Genomic DNA, 15,511 nt, shown 5'->3' with positions numbered 1-15,511 from the left:
TGCGCCTCAATCGTGGCCGATGTTGATGCTGCCCTTGTTCGGGTGACGCGAGTGCCAGACCTCGACGTCGGGCGCGCTCGCCAGCTGCGGGCGCATCACCTGCGCCAGGCCTTCAAGCGCGTAGCTGCCCGGATGCTCGTTGAAGAGGCGGGTCTTGATATATTGCGTCATCGTCAGCCGCGTGTTGCGCAGGGTGACGGGCGAGCAGGTCTTGATCAGGTTTTCGGCGACTTCATAGGCCCGCGCCAGCAGCTTTTCGCGCGGGTGCTTTTCCGCGACGAAGCCCTGCGTCACGGCGTCATCGACGCTGATCGACTGGTGGAGATATTGCATCGCCCGCGCGCGGTTGATCCCGACCAGCATCTGCCACAGCACCTGGATGCCGTCGCCCGCGACCACGCCGACCGCGATGTGCGAATCGTCGCGGAAGAAGGCGTCATCGGCGGCCAGCACGACGTCCGACAGCAGCGGGATTTCGGCGTGATAGGTCGCCGGCCCGTTGACGATGCCGATCACCGGGACCGGAATGTCGAGTAACTGGGTGAACAGGTCGCGCTCTGCGCGGTAGAGATAGTCCCACCACAAAGGCGTCACGCCTTCCTGATCGGGATAATTTTCCAGGTCGTAATCGGTGCACCAGCGGTCGCCGCCGCTCGTCAGGATCACAATCTTGTTTTCGGGATCGTGGCCCACGTCGAAGAAAGCCGCACCCGCCTCGTGCTGCGGACCGTCGGGCATCGCGCTCCACTTGAGCGGGCCACCGTCGGTCGTGAAGGTCATCAGGAGGATGCCGTCGCGGCGCTCGAACGTGATGTTGCGATACTTGTTCTTATAGTCGTCGAGCTTTGTGAACATGTCCGCTCCTCTCAGGCCTCTTCCGTTGGGTCTCTATGGACCCACTGCGCGTCGATTCTTCCTACCGTGCCTGTCCTACGCCGAGCTACCATATTTGGAGTGGATCGCCGGTTGCGCGCGCCTACCTATTTTGGGATAGGGCATCCATGTCCCCCGATCCCGCCACCCTGATCGACGCCATCTACGCGGGCAGTCTCGAAGATCCGCCGTGGGATCGTTTCCTCAAGCTGCTGGCCGAGGCGACCGGATCGAGCTACGCGACGCTCCACCTGAGCTTTCCAAACGAGCGGCGGCGCGGGATCATGCTCAATTCAAAGGTCCACCCATCGGGCATGGACAGTTTCGAGCGGGTCCCGCGGGAGACCGATCCCTTCCGCACTCTGCCCGATCGCAAGGCGGCGATCTTGTCCGAATTGCTGCCGGGCAAGGAATTGGAGCGGCATCCTTATTACCGCGATCACCTGCGCAAACTCGGGCTGATCGATCTGCTGGCGATCAACGTGGTCGATCCCAAATCGGGCCTGCGCGTCTTCCTGCGCTGCGCCCGGGTGGAGGGGGAAGGGCGTTTCGGTGCGGCAGAGCGCGAATTGTTCGAGTTGCTGGAACCGCGTCTGCGCGTGGCGCTGCGCGGTTATGCAGGCTCGGTCTTGACCGGTTATCAGCGTGACGTTCATGACGAGGTGACGCGCAGTCTGGCGATCGGATCGATCGTCCTCAACCGCGAGCGCCACGTCCTCCTCGCCAACCAGTTCGCCCAGAAGATTGTCGACGGTCGCGACGGGCTGTTCGTGGCGCACGAGACGCTCCACTGCGTCGATCGCGACAGCGAGAGACGGTTCGAGCGCGCCTGCGAGGCGCTGTTGGCCGGGGAGGAACCGCGCCAGCGCACGCTGATCGCGCGTGGCCGTGCCGATGGCGGCTTCTGGAGCCTGCAGCTTCGCGCGGTCGATCGTGAGGTTCTGGTCGACGAGGATCATGCCGCCGCGATCATCGTGCTGCTGAAAGGCGGCATCCAGCGCGTCGTCCCGCCCGCCTTCCTGATCGACGTCTTCGGTTTCACCGCGCGCGAGGCCGAACTGGTCAGCGCCCTGGCGGGCGGGATGAGCATCAAGGAAGCGGCGGTGGCGATGTCGATCTCGGAAGGGACGGCACGCGTCCACCTCCGCTCGATCTTCGCCAAGGCCGATGTCGAGCGCCAGTCGCAACTGGTGGCGCTCGTATTGGCCCACGCAAACGCAGTGTGGTGACATTTGATTCCTCCCCCTGGCGGGAGAGGATGACGAAGCTACCGCGCCAAAAACTCCAGCAGGTCGGCGTTCAACCGCTCGGGCGCGGTGGCGAACAGGCCGTGAGGTTCGCCGTCATATTCGATCAAGGTCGCGCCGGTGATGCCAGCCGCGGCCGCGCGGCCGGTTGGATCGATCGGCACGGTCTTGTCTGCGGTTCCGTGGATCACCAGCGTCGGGATCGTGAAGGACTTCAGATCCGGACGGAAATCGGTTTCGCCGAACGCGGTGATACAGTCGAGCGTCGCCTTCGGGCTAGCCATGATGGCGAGGATGAAGGTCCAGTCGAGCAGCGCGCTCGACACCGGTTTGGAGACCAGACCGACGCCGTAGAAGGTCTTGGCGAAGGTTTGCAGGAAACCAAATCGGTCCTTTCGGATCTCTGCCTTCATGTCGTCGAACACGTTCAGCGGAACGCCGTCGGGATTGTCGTCGCGCTTGAGAAGGAACGGCACCACCGAACTCACTAGCGCGGCGCGCTTCACCTTCGACGCGCCGTGGCGCGACAGGTAGCGCGCAATCTCGCCGCCACCCATCGAGAAGCCGACCAGCGATACGTCGCTCAGCGCCAGATCGTTGATGATGTCGGCCAGATCGTCGGCGAAATTATCATAGTCGTAGCCGCGCGCGGGATGCGCCGAATGGCCGAAGCCGCGCCGGTCGTAGGTGATGACGCGATAGCCGGCCTCGATCAGCGCGAGTGTCTGATATTCCCACATGTCGCCCGTCAGCGGCCATCCGTGAATCAGGATCACGGCGGGGCCGGTGCCCATATCCTTGACGTGAAGCGGCGCTCCATCGCGGGCGTTGACGGTGGGCATGGGGAGGTTCTCCTGTTGTAGAGCCCCTGAACCCTGTGCGGCCGATTTCGATCCGGTCGTTACGGCTTCGACTTAGCTGGAACCCAGCAGCGCCCGGCGACGTCCATAGCCGAAATAGACCGCCAGCCCGATCGCGTTCCAGATCAGGCAGTAGAGCAGGGTCCGGCTCGGCAGGCTGACGAACAGATAGAGGCAGCCGGCGATCGCGCCGACCCCGACCAGCCATGCCAGCGGCGCGCGGAACGGGCGCGGCAGCTCGGGCGAACGCTTGCGCAGTACGATCAGGCACGCGCCGACCGACATGAACGCGATCAACGTCCCCGCATTGGCCAGCGCTGCGATCTGGTCGATCGGCAGCACGCCCGCCAGGATCGCGACGAGCACCGCGGTCAGCGCGGTGATCCGTGCGGGCGTACCGCGCTTGGAGATCGCAGCAAGGCTCGGCGGCAGGAAGCCGTCGCGCGCCATCACCAGAAAGATCCGGCTCTGCCCGTAGAGGAAAGCGAGCAACACCGTCGGCAGCGCGATCACGGCGGCGGCTGCGACGATCTGTGCCACCCCCGGCCGCCCGATTTCGCGCAGGATCAGCGCGAGCGGCTCGGGGCTGTCGGCGAAGCGGGTGAAGGGGATCGCGCCCACCGCGGCGGCCGCGACGCCGATATAGATGAGCGTGCAGATCACCAGCGAGCCGACGATCCCGATCGCCAGATCGCGTTCGGGTCGCTTGGTCTCCTCGGCCGCGGTCGAGATCGCGTCGAAGCCGTAAAAGGCGAAGAAGATGATCGCGGCGGCGGCCATCACGCCGCGCTCTACGCCGTCGGGGCTGGCCATCTTGGCGAAGCCGAATGGCATGAAGGGGTGGAGATTGTCTGCCTGGAAATAGGGCAGGGTGACGGCGACGAACAGGATCAGGGTTGCGATCTTGATGATCACCAGCACGCTGTTGAGCCGGGCGCTTTCGCGCGTGCCGACCATCAGCAACCCCGCCACCACCGCGATGATGAAGATCGCGGGCAGGTTGATCAGGCCGCCCAGTTCCGGCCCCTTCGCCAACTCGGCCGGGAAGCCCACGCCCGCGAGCAACGGCGCCGCATAGCCCGACCATCCGACCGCGACGGTGGAGACGACCAGCGAATATTCGAGGATCAGGCTCCATCCGACGACCCAGGCGAATATCTCGCCCAGCACGACATAATTGTAGGTGTAAGCGCTGCCCGCCGCGGGCATCATCGTCGACAATTCGGCATAAGCCAGCGCCGCGCACGCGCAGATCGCACCGGCGATCGCGAAGGACAGAAGCACCGCCGGACCCGCGCGGTCGACGCCGACGCCGATCAGGGTCAGGATACCCGTCCCCACGATCGCGCCCACCCCGAGTGCCAGCAGATGCGGCCAGGACAGGCTCTTGACGAGTCCTGCACCGTCGGCCTGCGCCGCGAGCCGCCCGATCGGCTTGCGCCGCATCCAATCCGCCATTGTCGTTGCTCCGTTCGTGTTGGGGCGGAGCGTATCGCCGTTTGGGGACGTCGTCACCCCAAGCCGCCGTGTGAAGAGGCTAGATCGCCCATCCGGCAATCTACGAGGCGGGAAGAGGAGCGATCTGCCGCGGACGCATTTGTGGCGTAGAATCAGGACAGGGAGAGGTCGACGCGTCCTGCCAATGGGGCACCCGGACGCGGGTAACAGGGTGGTCTGGTGCGGGCATGGCTGGGGCCGGCGGAGCGTGGGCCCGAGCCTGTCACCAGGCTATGGGCGCGCCCAACGATTGGCTGCGGCCGCCCTTGCGAGGCGACCCCGGTGATGGGATTGGGAAAAGGTCTGTCCGGTCGGGGCTACCCGGGATGCGGGCTGTGACGCCCGCAGTGGATCGGCCCTGTCTTTCCTTCGAAACCCAAATCCGCTTCCGCACACCGGCGGTTTTACCAGCACATGCCGGCGGGAGTCCGGATGACTTCGCGCCGACCTTTTCACGGCCCGGAAACGGAGCGAGCTCTGCTCCGGGCCGGTCCTGCATCCGTCCCGCCCGTCGGCGAGGGGATGGGTAAGTGAATAACCTAAATGGTTCATTTTGTCAAGACTCTCGTCATTGCGAGCTTAGCGAAGCAATCCAGGCCCGCATGTGAGAGGCTCCTGGCCTTCTCCAGTACGGGTCCGGATTGCTTCGTCGTCTGCGACTCCGCGCAATGACGATGAGCCCGGGTCAGGCTGTCTCGCGCTCGGCATAACGCGCGGCGATGTCCTCCAGCGCCCTGACCAGTTCGGGTACGTGCGTCACGTTGGGCATGTGATCGCATTCGAAGGTGATGACCTCGGTCGGCCTCGACACGGCGATCATCGCGCGCTGGTTCGAGATCGGGAGGGTGCGGTCGAGCGTCGTTTCGATGTAGATGCGCGGGATAGATCCGTAACGCTCGGCGGTCAGCGAGACCGGGGTTGCCAGCGGGATCATCGGTTCGTGGCCGACCTGCGGGATCGCCCAGGCGCGGTCCTCCTCACTGCAATCGCCATAGAATATCTCGTCCGCGCCTTCGTTGGGGAGCAGGGCGGTGCCGTCGGCATTGGGGCGCGGCGTGATCAGGCCCATCTGCAACTCGATCCCGGCTTCGGCGCCGATATCGGCCATGTGCATTGCGGCTTTGCCATTCGGCAGCATCAACGCGGTCAGATAGACGAGCGCGGCGATCTTCTCAGGCACCGTCTCGGCGACCTGGCTGATCGGCAGGCCACCGCGGCTGTGGCCCAGCAGCACGACCTTGCCGTCGATCCCGTTGAGCAGCGCTGCCAGATCGTCGGTCCAGCGCTGCAGCGTCACCTGCATCGGCGGGGTCTGATCCTTGCCGCAACCGGCGAGATCGGGCGCGTGGACGATGTGGCCGTCCGCCTCCAGCGCGGCCTTCACCTTGTCCCAGCACCAGCCGCCATGAAACATTCCGTGGATCAGTACGAAGGTCGCCATCAGTCTCTCTCCTGTTTCTTGTGTCGAAATCAGACGCGCCGCGCGGCATCCTTCTTCATCACCCCCTTGCGTGCGACGTTTCGCATCGCATCGGGGAAGATCCGCGCGAACAGCCGGAAGATCTTGGTCGGCCGCCCCACCGGATAGTGCAGCGCCTTGCCGTGCACCGCGTCCCACACCGCCGCAGCGGGCATGGCGGGCGCATGCGAACCATTGCGCGCCATCTCGTCATTGAGCGAGGTGTTGCGATCGAACCCGCTCTGGTGGACCATCGGCGTGTCGGTAAACCACGGCATCACGCAGCGCACGTCGACGCCCAGCGGCGCGAACTCGCCGTCCAGCGCCTCGGAAAGCCCGCGCACCGCGAACTTCGTTGCGCTGTAAACCGCCAGGTCGGCCCCGCCATAGATCGCGCCGGCCGAGGCCATGTTGACGATAGCCGGACGGGTTCCGGCACGCAGATGGGGCAGCGCGATGTGGCAGCCGTTGATCACGCCCTTGATGTTGATGTCGACCAGCAGATCCGAATCCGTCGGATTGCTCGCGACGAAGCGGCCGTAGCGGACGATGCCGGCATTGTTGACGAGGACGTCGAGCGCGCCCTCGGGGCCGCCGCAAAAGGCATCGAGCGCGGCGTGCCACTGATCGCGATCGCGCACGTCGAGGGAGAAGAAGGCGACGCCGTCGATCGGTTCCTTCGGCTGCTGGATGTCGCCGATCCCGACGCGCCAGCCCTTGCTCGCGAACAGTTTTGCGGTCGCATGACCAATGCCGCTGGCACCGCCCGTTATGAAGATCGACCTCATCGCCCCTGCCTCCCCTTTATGGTGTCGCGTCATACTCCGCGATCAGCCGTTCGAGCGCCCGCTCATAGTCGCCCAGCGCGGGCGGCAGGCCGGCGGTGGCAAAGCCTTCGCCCAGCGCCGGAAGGCCGCTGGCGTCGCAGGCTGCGATCAGTTCCTGGCGCAAGGCGTCCGGCCCGCCCGCTGCCGCTTCGGCCGACGCGCGATAATGCATGCCCACCGCGGCGCCGACCACGATCTGGTTGACTTCGAAATAGAGCGACAGCGCGCGCGGGGCAGCGATCCCGCGATCGACCAGCAGCTTCACTACATGATCGAAATAGACGATATCGGCCAAGGTGCGGCGCGTGCCGTCCATCATATGGCCGATCAGCTGCGGGTGGCGGCGATAGACCGCGAAGATCGCGGCGGCATGTTCGCGCAGCACCGCCTGCCAGCTCTGTCCATGATCGACGATCAGCGTGCTGCGCGCCAGCCGCTGCAGCGTCAGGTGAACCAGGTGATCGTAATTGTCGACATAGCCGTACAGCGTCGCAACCCCGGTGCCGAGCTTCGCGGCGAGCCCCGCCATGTCGAGCCGGTCGATTCCGATCTCGCAGGCCGTGTCGATGATGGTGTCGATCGTCAGCCGGCGCGGGCGGCCCTGTGGGCGTCGCGGGGTGGGGGATGCGGATATGGTCTGGTTACGCGCGGTCATGGACGTTGGATAGCGGACCATTTTCGGAAGGCAATTCGGGAAATGCTTACTGACATAACTGAAGGTGATTCGGCGGCTTGTCAGGTTCGCGCAGACCTTCGCGCCATGGGCGGTTCGGGGCTTCGACCTTAGTATAAACGCGCCACCCAAAGTTATACCTCAGTATTAGAATGGCGATTAGCAAATGGCGTCGAGACCGTTTGTCGCGACCGAAAATAACTCCTGATTAAGCAAGCGAGCGCACCCCCGAACATGCGTTAGGGGAGTTGCGTTCTGTTGCGTTTGCTTGAACTTCGGATTGGTCGCCGGGCATGGGCCGGCGCTGTTGCTTCGGCGACAGCGCTGATCGCCTGCCTGTCGATCAATCCGGTTCATGCGGCGACCGAAGCGGGCACCGCCATCCGCAACGTCGCCCAGGTCCAATATGGCATCGACGGCCAGACCAGCACGATTGCGTCCAACCCCGTCAGCACGCGCGTGGACGAACTGATCGACTTCACCGTCGATCCGCTGCCCGCCTGCAGCAACCCGACCGGGGATGTGACCGCGGTCGGCTTCGAAATCCTCAACACCGGCAATGGCGATGAGAGCTTCATCATCGGCGAGCCGGTCGCTACCGGCAATTTCCAGGTCACCGGCCTCGCCGCCGACGCCAATGACAATGGCTGCTACGAGCCGGGCATCGATCCCCGCATCCCTGCCGGCACCGAAACCCCGCTGCTGCGCCCGTTCGCGCGCTATCGCGTGTTCGTGCTGGGCACCGGGACGCTCGACGGCAGCACGGTCGAACTGCCCGTATCCTCGCGCTTCGGCCGCCGTCGCGTGGGCGAGGTAATCACCGGCGCGGGCGAAAGCGGCAGCGACGTCGTGATCGGCGGCACCGGCGGCCACGTGAACGGTCGGCCGATCCGCACCACCTCGGTTCAGGAAGTCCAGGCCGAACTGGTCAAGACGCAGGCGATCAAGGCGCGCGACGGCAGCGAGACGCCGATGCGCGGCGCGATCATCACCTACACGCTGGAAGGCCGCTTCACCGGGGGGGGCACCGCGAGCGATGTCGTCATCGCCGATCCGATCCCGGCCGGCACCGCCTATGTCGCGGGTAGCCTCAAGCTCGACGGCGCCGCGCTGAGCGACGCGGGCGATGGCGATGCGGGCAACTTCAACGGATCGGGCATTTCCGTCGCGCTGGGCAACGTGCCCGCGCCCGCGACCCGCACCGTCAGCTTTCAGGTTCGAATTCAATGAAATGGAGTGACACCATGACCCGCACCACAGCCCGGCTGGCCGCGATGTTCGCGGCCTTTTCGGCCGTTCCGGCGCTGGCCGGCGGCATCACCCTCGATGCCCGCGTACTGCGCGTGGAGACTGTCGCGGGCACCGAACGTCTCACGCCGGCGGCCAAGGCCGTGCCGGGCGACCACATGGTCTATGTCCTGGCCTACAAGAACACCGGCGATCAGGCCGCGCGCGATGTGGTGCTGAACAACCCGGTTCCGGCCGACATGCTCTATCGCGGCGCTGGTGACGGCGGCGAGCCCGAAATGTCGGTCGACGGGGTCCAGTTCGGCCCGCTCGCCTCGCTCACGGTCGCCGGCACCGACGGCAGCCGCCGTCCCGCCCGCCTCACCGATGTTCGTCAGCTGCGCTGGCACCTGAACCAGGCGATCGCGCCGGGCGCATCGGGCCAGGTTTCTTTTCACGCGGTCGTCCGCTGATTTTCGTTTTCAACAGGGAGTAGTCTGTCATGTTGCGTAAGCTTATCAAACCCTTGCTGCTGTCGGGCTCTGCCCTGGCGCTGGCAATGCCCGGCATCGCGCATGCCGCCGGCACCGTCGCGGGCACGACCGTGACGAACACCGCGACCGTGAACTTCTCGGTCGGCGGCACCGCGCAGAATGCGGTCTCGTCGAACGCCGCGAACTTCCTGGTCGATCGCAAGGTCAACGTCACGGTGTCCGAAGTCGGCGGCGCGGCGACGACCGTGACCTTCGGTTCGACCAACCAGGTGACGACCTTCGCCGTCACCAACAACACCAACTCGGTGATGGACTATCGCCTGTTCGCGATCGAGCAGCTCGCGCTCGTTTCGACGATCTTCGGGCATCAGGACAATTACACGGTCAGCAACATCCGCGTTTTCGTCGATAGCAACGGCAACGGGATCTACGATGCGGGCGTCGACACCGGCACCTTCGTCGACGAACTGGCGCCCGACGCCAGCGTGGCGGTGTTCATCGTCGCCGACATTCCCGCGACCGGCCCGTCCAACGCGGTGGCCGGGATTTCGCTGACCGCCGTCGCCGCGACCGGCGGCACGGGCGGCGCGCTGGGCGCCGATACGATCGCGTCGCTGCTGGGCGACAATCCGGGCGCCGTCGACAACGTCTTCGCCGACGGCGCGGGCGCGATCGATCTGGTCCGCGACGGCCGTTTCTCGGCCTTCGACGAATATGTCGTGGGCACCGCCGCCGTCACCGCGATCAAGACCGCGACGACGATCATGGATCCGGTCAACGGTTCGCTGCTGCCCAAGGCGATTCCGGGCGCGACCGTGGAATATTGTATCCAGGTGGCGAATGCCGGCCCCGGTACGGCGCAGGACGTGGTGGTGGAAGACGCCATCCCCGCCAATTCGACCTATGTTCCGGGCAGCCTCTATGTCGGCGGTTCGACCCTGCTGGGTGCGTGCGTCGCCGACGGCTCGTTCGAGGATGACGATACGAGCGGCGCCGACGATGCCGACGGCACGACGGGTTCGTTCGACAATACGAAGATCCATTCGTTGATCGCGGCCGTCCCGGCGTTGAGCACGGTGACGACCCGCTTCCGCGTGACCGTCAACTAAAGCGCACTTGCGCCTATTGTCTGCCTTGAACGCGCGGCAGCGCGCGGGCGGCGGCGAAGCCAACTCCCTGGGCTTCGTCCGCCGCCCGCTGGCGCGCGCGCTATGTGCCTTCGCGGCGGTCGTATCGACCGCTTCGGGGGCCGCACCCATTTCCAACACGGCCACGATGTCCTTTCGCGCAGGCGGTGCCGCGCATGTGTCGACGTCGAACACCGTGCAAGTCACCCGCGCGGCAGGAACGCCCGCAAAGATCCATTTCACCCGCCTTGCCGCCAATTATGCCGGGGAGATTCCCGCGGCGATCTGCACAAGCGGGATGAACGCGCTCAACGGATCCGATCATGCCCATGATCATAACGATCTGAGCAACGAACCACCCGCGAGCGCCTATAGCGATACGCACAGCTATTCTTCGACGGCGCCGATCCTGATCGAACTGATCAACCCGACCGGCAACCTCGACCCCGAAGCGCGCGATCATGCCAAGGTCACGCTCACGTCGGGGCGTGGCGACGTCGAACATCTTACGCTCGACGAGACCGGTGTGGACACCGGCGTCTTTTCGGGGGCCATTCCGAGCGCCATCGCCCAGGTCGTTCAGGATGACTGCCAGATCCAGACGCTGCGCCGCGACAAGCTGCACGTTAACTTCGACGGCGACGACGAAGGAACCAATGACAGTGACGATGATGCGCTGATCGATCCATTTGGGTTCGTTTTCGACTCGGTTACGGGCCAGGTCGTCAACGGCGCCCGTATCACCGTGATCAACGACGCCACCGGACTGCCCGCCCAGGTGTTCGGTGACGACGGGGTTAGCGCCTATCCCAACACGATGCTGAGCGGCGAGACCGTCTCCGACGCCAGCGGCGCCCTCTATCCCGGCTCGCCCGGCCGGTATCGCTTCCCGCTGCTCGCGGCGGGCCGTTATCACCTCAAGATCGAACCGCCGGAAGGCTATGCCGCTCCCTCTGTCGCGACGCCCGCCCAGCTCGCGACCCTGGAAGGGCCGGCCGGCAGCTATATCATCGACGGCCCGTCCTATGGACAGGCCTTCCTGCTGTCGGATCCCGAGCCGCTGCAGGTCGATATTCCGCTCGATCCCGGCAATGCCGCGCTGACCCTCGACAAGGTGGCTTCGACCCGCACCGCTTCGCCCGGCGATGTGATCCAGTACCGCCTGCGCCTGGTGAACCGCGACGCCAATCTGTCGGCGGTCGGCGTGACGATCAGCGACGTCCTGCCCGCCGGGCTTCGCTATCGCCGTGGATCGACGCGCGGCATTGCCGAGCCCGATGTTTCGGGCGACGGACGCAGCCTGACCTTCCGTGCGCCGCTGATGCGGCCGGGAAGTGCGGCCGAAATCCGCTATACGGTCGAGGTTACGCCCGGCGCGCCCGTCGGCGAGGCGCTGAACCGCGCGATCGCGATGAACGCCAATGGCGAACGCAGCGCCGAAGGGCGCGCGACCGTGCGCATCCGCTCGCTGCTGAACACCGACGCCATCACCATCATCGGCCGCGTGACCCAGGGGCCGTGCGAGATTCCCTTCGAACAGCGAAAGGGCGTGGCCAACGCCCGGATTCTGATGGAGGATGGAACCTATGTGGTAACAGACAAGGATGGTCTGTACCATTTTGAAGGGGTTCGCGCTGGCAGGCACGTCGTTCAGCTCGATGTCGGCGGATTGCCGGCGTCGCTGACGCCGATCGACTGCGAAAAGGACACCCGCACCGCCGGCAGCGCGATCTCGCGCTTCGTAGAAGGGCAGGGCGGCACGCTGCAGCGCATCGATTTCGTACTCAATCGCGATCCGGCGAAGGAGAAGGCCGAGGAAGTGCTGATTCCGCAGGCCGCCGACGATGCGAGCGCGGCGGGCAACGGGATCGACTGGCTCGACGGGATCGAGCCGGGGGTCGATTTCCTGTTCCCGACCACCGACCACAATCCGCGCGCGCCGGTGCTGCGCGTCGTGATCAAGCATCTGCCGGGGCAGAAGGTGGCGTTGCGCGTCAACGGCGCGCCCGTCGACGAACTGCTGCGCGATCAGGGCGACGGCAATGGCCAGATCGCGATCGCCAAGTGGAGCGGCGTCCCGCTGAAGGATGGCGACAACCAGGTCGAGGCGCGTGTGACCGACGCAAACGGCCGCGAAGTCGCCGTCCTGCGCCGCACGGTCCACTATGCCAACGTCGCCGCGCATGCCGAATATCTGCCGCAGCGTTCCAAGCTGATCGCCGATGGCGTGACCAAGCCGGTGATCGCGGTGCGGCTGACCGACCGCGAGGGCAAGCCCGTGCGCGCCGGCACCCCCGCCGCCTTCACGATCGACGCGCCCTATCGCGCGGCGATGGAGACGGCAGCGCAGGAAGCACGCCCGCTGCAGGGGCTGGGCAACAGCAGCCCGGCCGCGCGCGTGACGGGTGACGAAGGCATCGCCTACATCCCGCTCGATCCCACCGCACAGGCGGGCGCCGCGCGGATGGTGTTCAGCTTCCCCACCGACGGCCGTGCGCGCACCGAGGAGGTTCGCCCCTGGCTGCAGGCGGCGGCACGCGACTGGGTGGTCGTGGGCTTCGGCGCGGGCACGTTCGGGCATCAGGTGCTGTCGGGCCAGGCTAAGAAGGCCGGCGGCCTGAAGAAGAGCGACACGATCACCGACGGCCAGGTCGCGCTCTATGCCAAGGGCCGGATCAAGGGCAGCTGGCTCGCCACGATCGCCTATGACAGCGACCGCAAGGTCGATCGCGATCGCGGGCTGATGGGCGTGATCGATCCCGATCGTTATTACACCGTCTATGGCGACGGTAGCCAGCAGGGCTATGACGCGGCAACGCGCGGCAAGCTGTACCTGCGGTTGGAGCGGCAGCAATTCTACGCTCTGTTCGGCGATTTCCGCACCGACCTGACCGAAGGGCAACTGACCAAGTTCAATCGCACGCTGAACGGCTTCAAGAGCGAGTTCCGCGCCAAGAGCGTGTCGATCGCCGCCTTCGCCGCGAACAGCGACGACCTGCACGGCCGCGACGAGATTCAGGGCAACGGCCTGACCGGTCCCTATCGCCTGCGGGCGCGCGAGATCGTGCCGAACAGCGATCTGGTGCGGCTGGAAACGCGCGATCGCTTCCGTTCCGAACTGGTGATCGCGACGCGCCAGCTGAGCCGCCACATCGATTATGATGTCGATGCGACCAACGGCACTTTGACCTTCAAGGCGCCGGTGCCGACCCGCGATCTGGACGGCAATCCTGTCTTCATCGTCGCCGATTACGAACTGTACGGTACCGGCACGAAGCGGCTGGTGGCGGGCGGCCGCGCGGCCGCGACCCTGCTGAACGGCCGGGTCGAGGTGGGCGCGAACCTGATCCGCGACGAGACGTTGGGCAATGCGACGCTGGGCGGCGTCGACCTGAAGGCCAAGATCACGCGCACCACCACTTTGCGCGCCGAGGCGGCGACGGGCGGGCCGGACGGGCTGAAGCAGAACCGCGCCTATATCGCCGAGGTCGAGCATCACGACAGCCGTACTGACGTGCTGGCCTATGTGCGGCAGCAGGATGCGCGCTTCGGCCTGGGCCAGCAGAATGTGGTCGAGGCGGGGACGCGCAAATATGGCGCGGACGGGCGGATCCGCATCTGGAAGGGCCTGTCGGCCTCCACCTCCGTCTGGCATCAGGAATCGCTGACCGGCCCGGCGACGCGCGACGCGATCGACGCGCGGCTGGAGTGGAAGGGCAGCGACATGACCCTGCACGCCGGGGTCAAGATCGCCGACGACAAGGGCAATGCCAATGTCGAGCGGGACTCGCGCCTGATCGCCGTCGGCGGCACGCGCGATTTCTTCAACCACAAGCTGACCGTGGCGGCCGAGAACCAGTTCGCGCTGGGCGGCAAGAAGGACAGCCTCGATTTCCCCGTGCGCCGCACCGTATCGGCCGCGTGGACTATCAGCGACAGCGTGCGCCTGATCGGCGGCACGGAGTTTGCGGAAGGGGCGCGTTATTCGGCGCGCAACATCCGCGCAGGTTTCGAACTGAGCCCCTGGGCGGGGGCGAAGATCAGCACGACCGGCAACCGGGAGGTGGTGGGTGAGAACGGGCCGCGCAGCTTCGCGCAGTTCGGCCTGGCCCAGTCGCTGCCGATCGGCGAGCATTGGACGGTGGACGCCGGATTCGACAGCAGCCGCACGATCAAGGGCAAGATCGCTGAGGGTGATATCGTCAATCCGCTCCAGCCCGTATCGACGATCGGGTCGATCGGGCAGGACGGCCGGCTGAACGAGGATTATGACTCGATCAGCCTGGGTGCCGGCTTCCAGTACGGCCAATGGTCGTGGAACGGCCGCATCGAAGGGCGCAAGGGCGAAAGCGCCGATCGGTGGGGCATTTCCAGCAACGTCATGCGCCGGCTGGGTGAAGGGCGCACGATCGCATCCAGCCTGCGTGCCTACCGGATCAAGAACCAGAACGGTTCGGTGGCGGCGTTGATGTCCGGCGATGTTGCGGTGGCGTGGCGGCCGCTCGACAGCCGCTGGGCGGTGCTGGAGCGGCTGGAGGTGCGGCACGAGCGCGGCGACGCGGGCGTGGGCGCGGGCAATGTCCTGGGCGTGGGCACCGCCAACGGGCAGGACGCGCTGTCGACCCGGATCGTCAACAACCTGGCGGTCAACTGGCGCTCGGGACTGGAGGCGTGGCCGAGCAAGTGGGAGGCAACCCTCTACAGCGGCGTGAAATATGTGCGGGGCAAGTTCGACGACGACAAGTTCGATGGGCTGATCGACGTGACGGGCTTCGATCTGCGCCGCGACATCGGGCATCGCGTCGACGTCGGGCTGAGCGTCAACGTACAGCACAGCTGGACGCAGAAGACTTTGGCCTACAGCTTCGGTCCCTCGGTGGGCGTATCGCCGGCGGACAATCTGTGGATCAGCGTGGGTTATAACGCGAAGGGCTTCCGCGACCGCGATTTCGAGGACAATCGCTATCTGAAGCAGGGGCCGTATGTGACGCTGCGCCTGAAGTTCGACCAGCAGTCGATCGCGACGATCGGCGGCAAGGCGAAGGGGGTGTTTCGGTAATTAAATCCTCCCCGGTACGGGGAGGGGGACCGCGAAGCGGTGGAGGGGGCGAGAGGCCGGGCGCATCGCTTGCGGCCAACCCCCTCCGCCGCCTTCGGCGCCACCTCCCCGTATCGGGGAGGAGCTTTTTGGTGCGCGCCTCGTTACGGCTTCATTCCCAATTCAGCC

Annotated in this window: 11 protein-coding genes; 5 read left to right on the top strand and 6 right to left on the bottom strand. The window is 65.8% G+C overall.

What is annotated here, in order from left to right:
• Window positions 1-6 precede the first annotated feature (6 nt).
• Entirely contained in the window at window positions 7-855 is an 849-nt protein-coding gene (locus FYJ91_RS05005) for an enoyl-CoA hydratase/isomerase family protein (protein WP_149521143.1), read from the bottom strand.
• Window positions 856-1,001: 146 nt separating this feature from the next.
• Between FYJ91_RS05005 and FYJ91_RS05000 the strand changes: the two genes are divergently transcribed.
• Entirely contained in the window at window positions 1,002-2,102 is a 1,101-nt protein-coding gene (locus FYJ91_RS05000; protein ID WP_181008359.1) for a helix-turn-helix transcriptional regulator, read from the top strand.
• 38 nt (window positions 2,103-2,140) lie between these two features.
• On the opposite strand, the gene FYJ91_RS04995 is transcribed toward FYJ91_RS05000, so the two are convergent.
• From FYJ91_RS04995 to FYJ91_RS04975, 5 genes are all read right to left on the bottom strand, one after another.
• Window positions 2,141-2,962 (bottom strand): alpha/beta fold hydrolase, encoded by an 822-nt coding sequence (locus FYJ91_RS04995; protein ID WP_149521141.1) that lies wholly within the window; start codon window positions 2,960-2,962, stop codon window positions 2,141-2,143.
• A 72-nt stretch (window positions 2,963-3,034) separates the two neighbouring features.
• A complete protein-coding gene (locus FYJ91_RS04990; protein WP_149521140.1) occupies window positions 3,035-4,438 on the bottom strand; it encodes an amino acid permease in 1,404 nt (467 codons plus the stop codon).
• A 724-nt stretch (window positions 4,439-5,162) separates the two neighbouring features.
• Window positions 5,163-5,918 carry an alpha/beta fold hydrolase gene (locus FYJ91_RS04985; protein ID WP_149521139.1) on the bottom strand — a complete coding sequence of 252 codons (756 nt, stop codon included), beginning with the start codon at window positions 5,916-5,918 and terminating at the stop codon, window positions 5,163-5,165.
• A gap of 29 nt (window positions 5,919-5,947) precedes the next feature.
• Window positions 5,948-6,724: an SDR family oxidoreductase gene (locus tag FYJ91_RS04980; protein WP_181008358.1), complete on the bottom strand. Its 777-nt coding sequence runs from the start codon at window positions 6,722-6,724 to the stop codon at window positions 5,948-5,950.
• 16 nt (window positions 6,725-6,740) lie between these two features.
• On the bottom strand, window positions 6,741-7,418 hold the full coding sequence (locus FYJ91_RS04975; protein WP_181008357.1) for a TetR/AcrR family transcriptional regulator C-terminal domain-containing protein: 678 nt from the start codon (window positions 7,416-7,418) through the stop codon (window positions 6,741-6,743).
• A gap of 276 nt (window positions 7,419-7,694) precedes the next feature.
• On the opposite strand from FYJ91_RS04975, the gene FYJ91_RS04970 reads away from it, so the two are divergent.
• Genes FYJ91_RS04970 through FYJ91_RS04955 form a run of 4 tightly spaced genes read left to right on the top strand, consistent with a single transcriptional unit; the run spans window position 7,695 to window position 15,343 of the window.
• Window positions 7,695-8,666, top strand: a complete 972-nt coding sequence (locus FYJ91_RS04970; protein WP_149521136.1) for a DUF11 domain-containing protein — start codon at window positions 7,695-7,697, stop codon at window positions 8,664-8,666.
• 14 nt (window positions 8,667-8,680) lie between these two features.
• Window positions 8,681-9,136, top strand: a complete 456-nt coding sequence (locus tag FYJ91_RS04965; RefSeq protein WP_181008356.1) for a DUF11 domain-containing protein — start codon at window positions 8,681-8,683, stop codon at window positions 9,134-9,136.
• 29 nt (window positions 9,137-9,165) lie between these two features.
• Complete coding sequence (locus FYJ91_RS04960) at window positions 9,166-10,266, top strand: DUF11 domain-containing protein (protein WP_149521134.1); 1,101 nt, start codon at window positions 9,166-9,168, stop codon at window positions 10,264-10,266.
• 16 nt (window positions 10,267-10,282) lie between these two features.
• Complete coding sequence (locus FYJ91_RS04955) at window positions 10,283-15,343, top strand: DUF11 domain-containing protein (protein WP_149521133.1); 5,061 nt, start codon at window positions 10,283-10,285, stop codon at window positions 15,341-15,343.
• Window positions 15,344-15,511 lie beyond the last annotated feature (168 nt).

Source organism: Sphingomonas montanisoli, from assembly GCF_008274695.1.
Taxonomy (GTDB): domain Bacteria; phylum Pseudomonadota; class Alphaproteobacteria; order Sphingomonadales; family Sphingomonadaceae; genus Rhizorhabdus; species Rhizorhabdus montanisoli.
The sequence above is the reverse complement of the archived record's forward strand: the minus strand, read 5'-3'. Positions and strand labels throughout refer to the sequence as shown.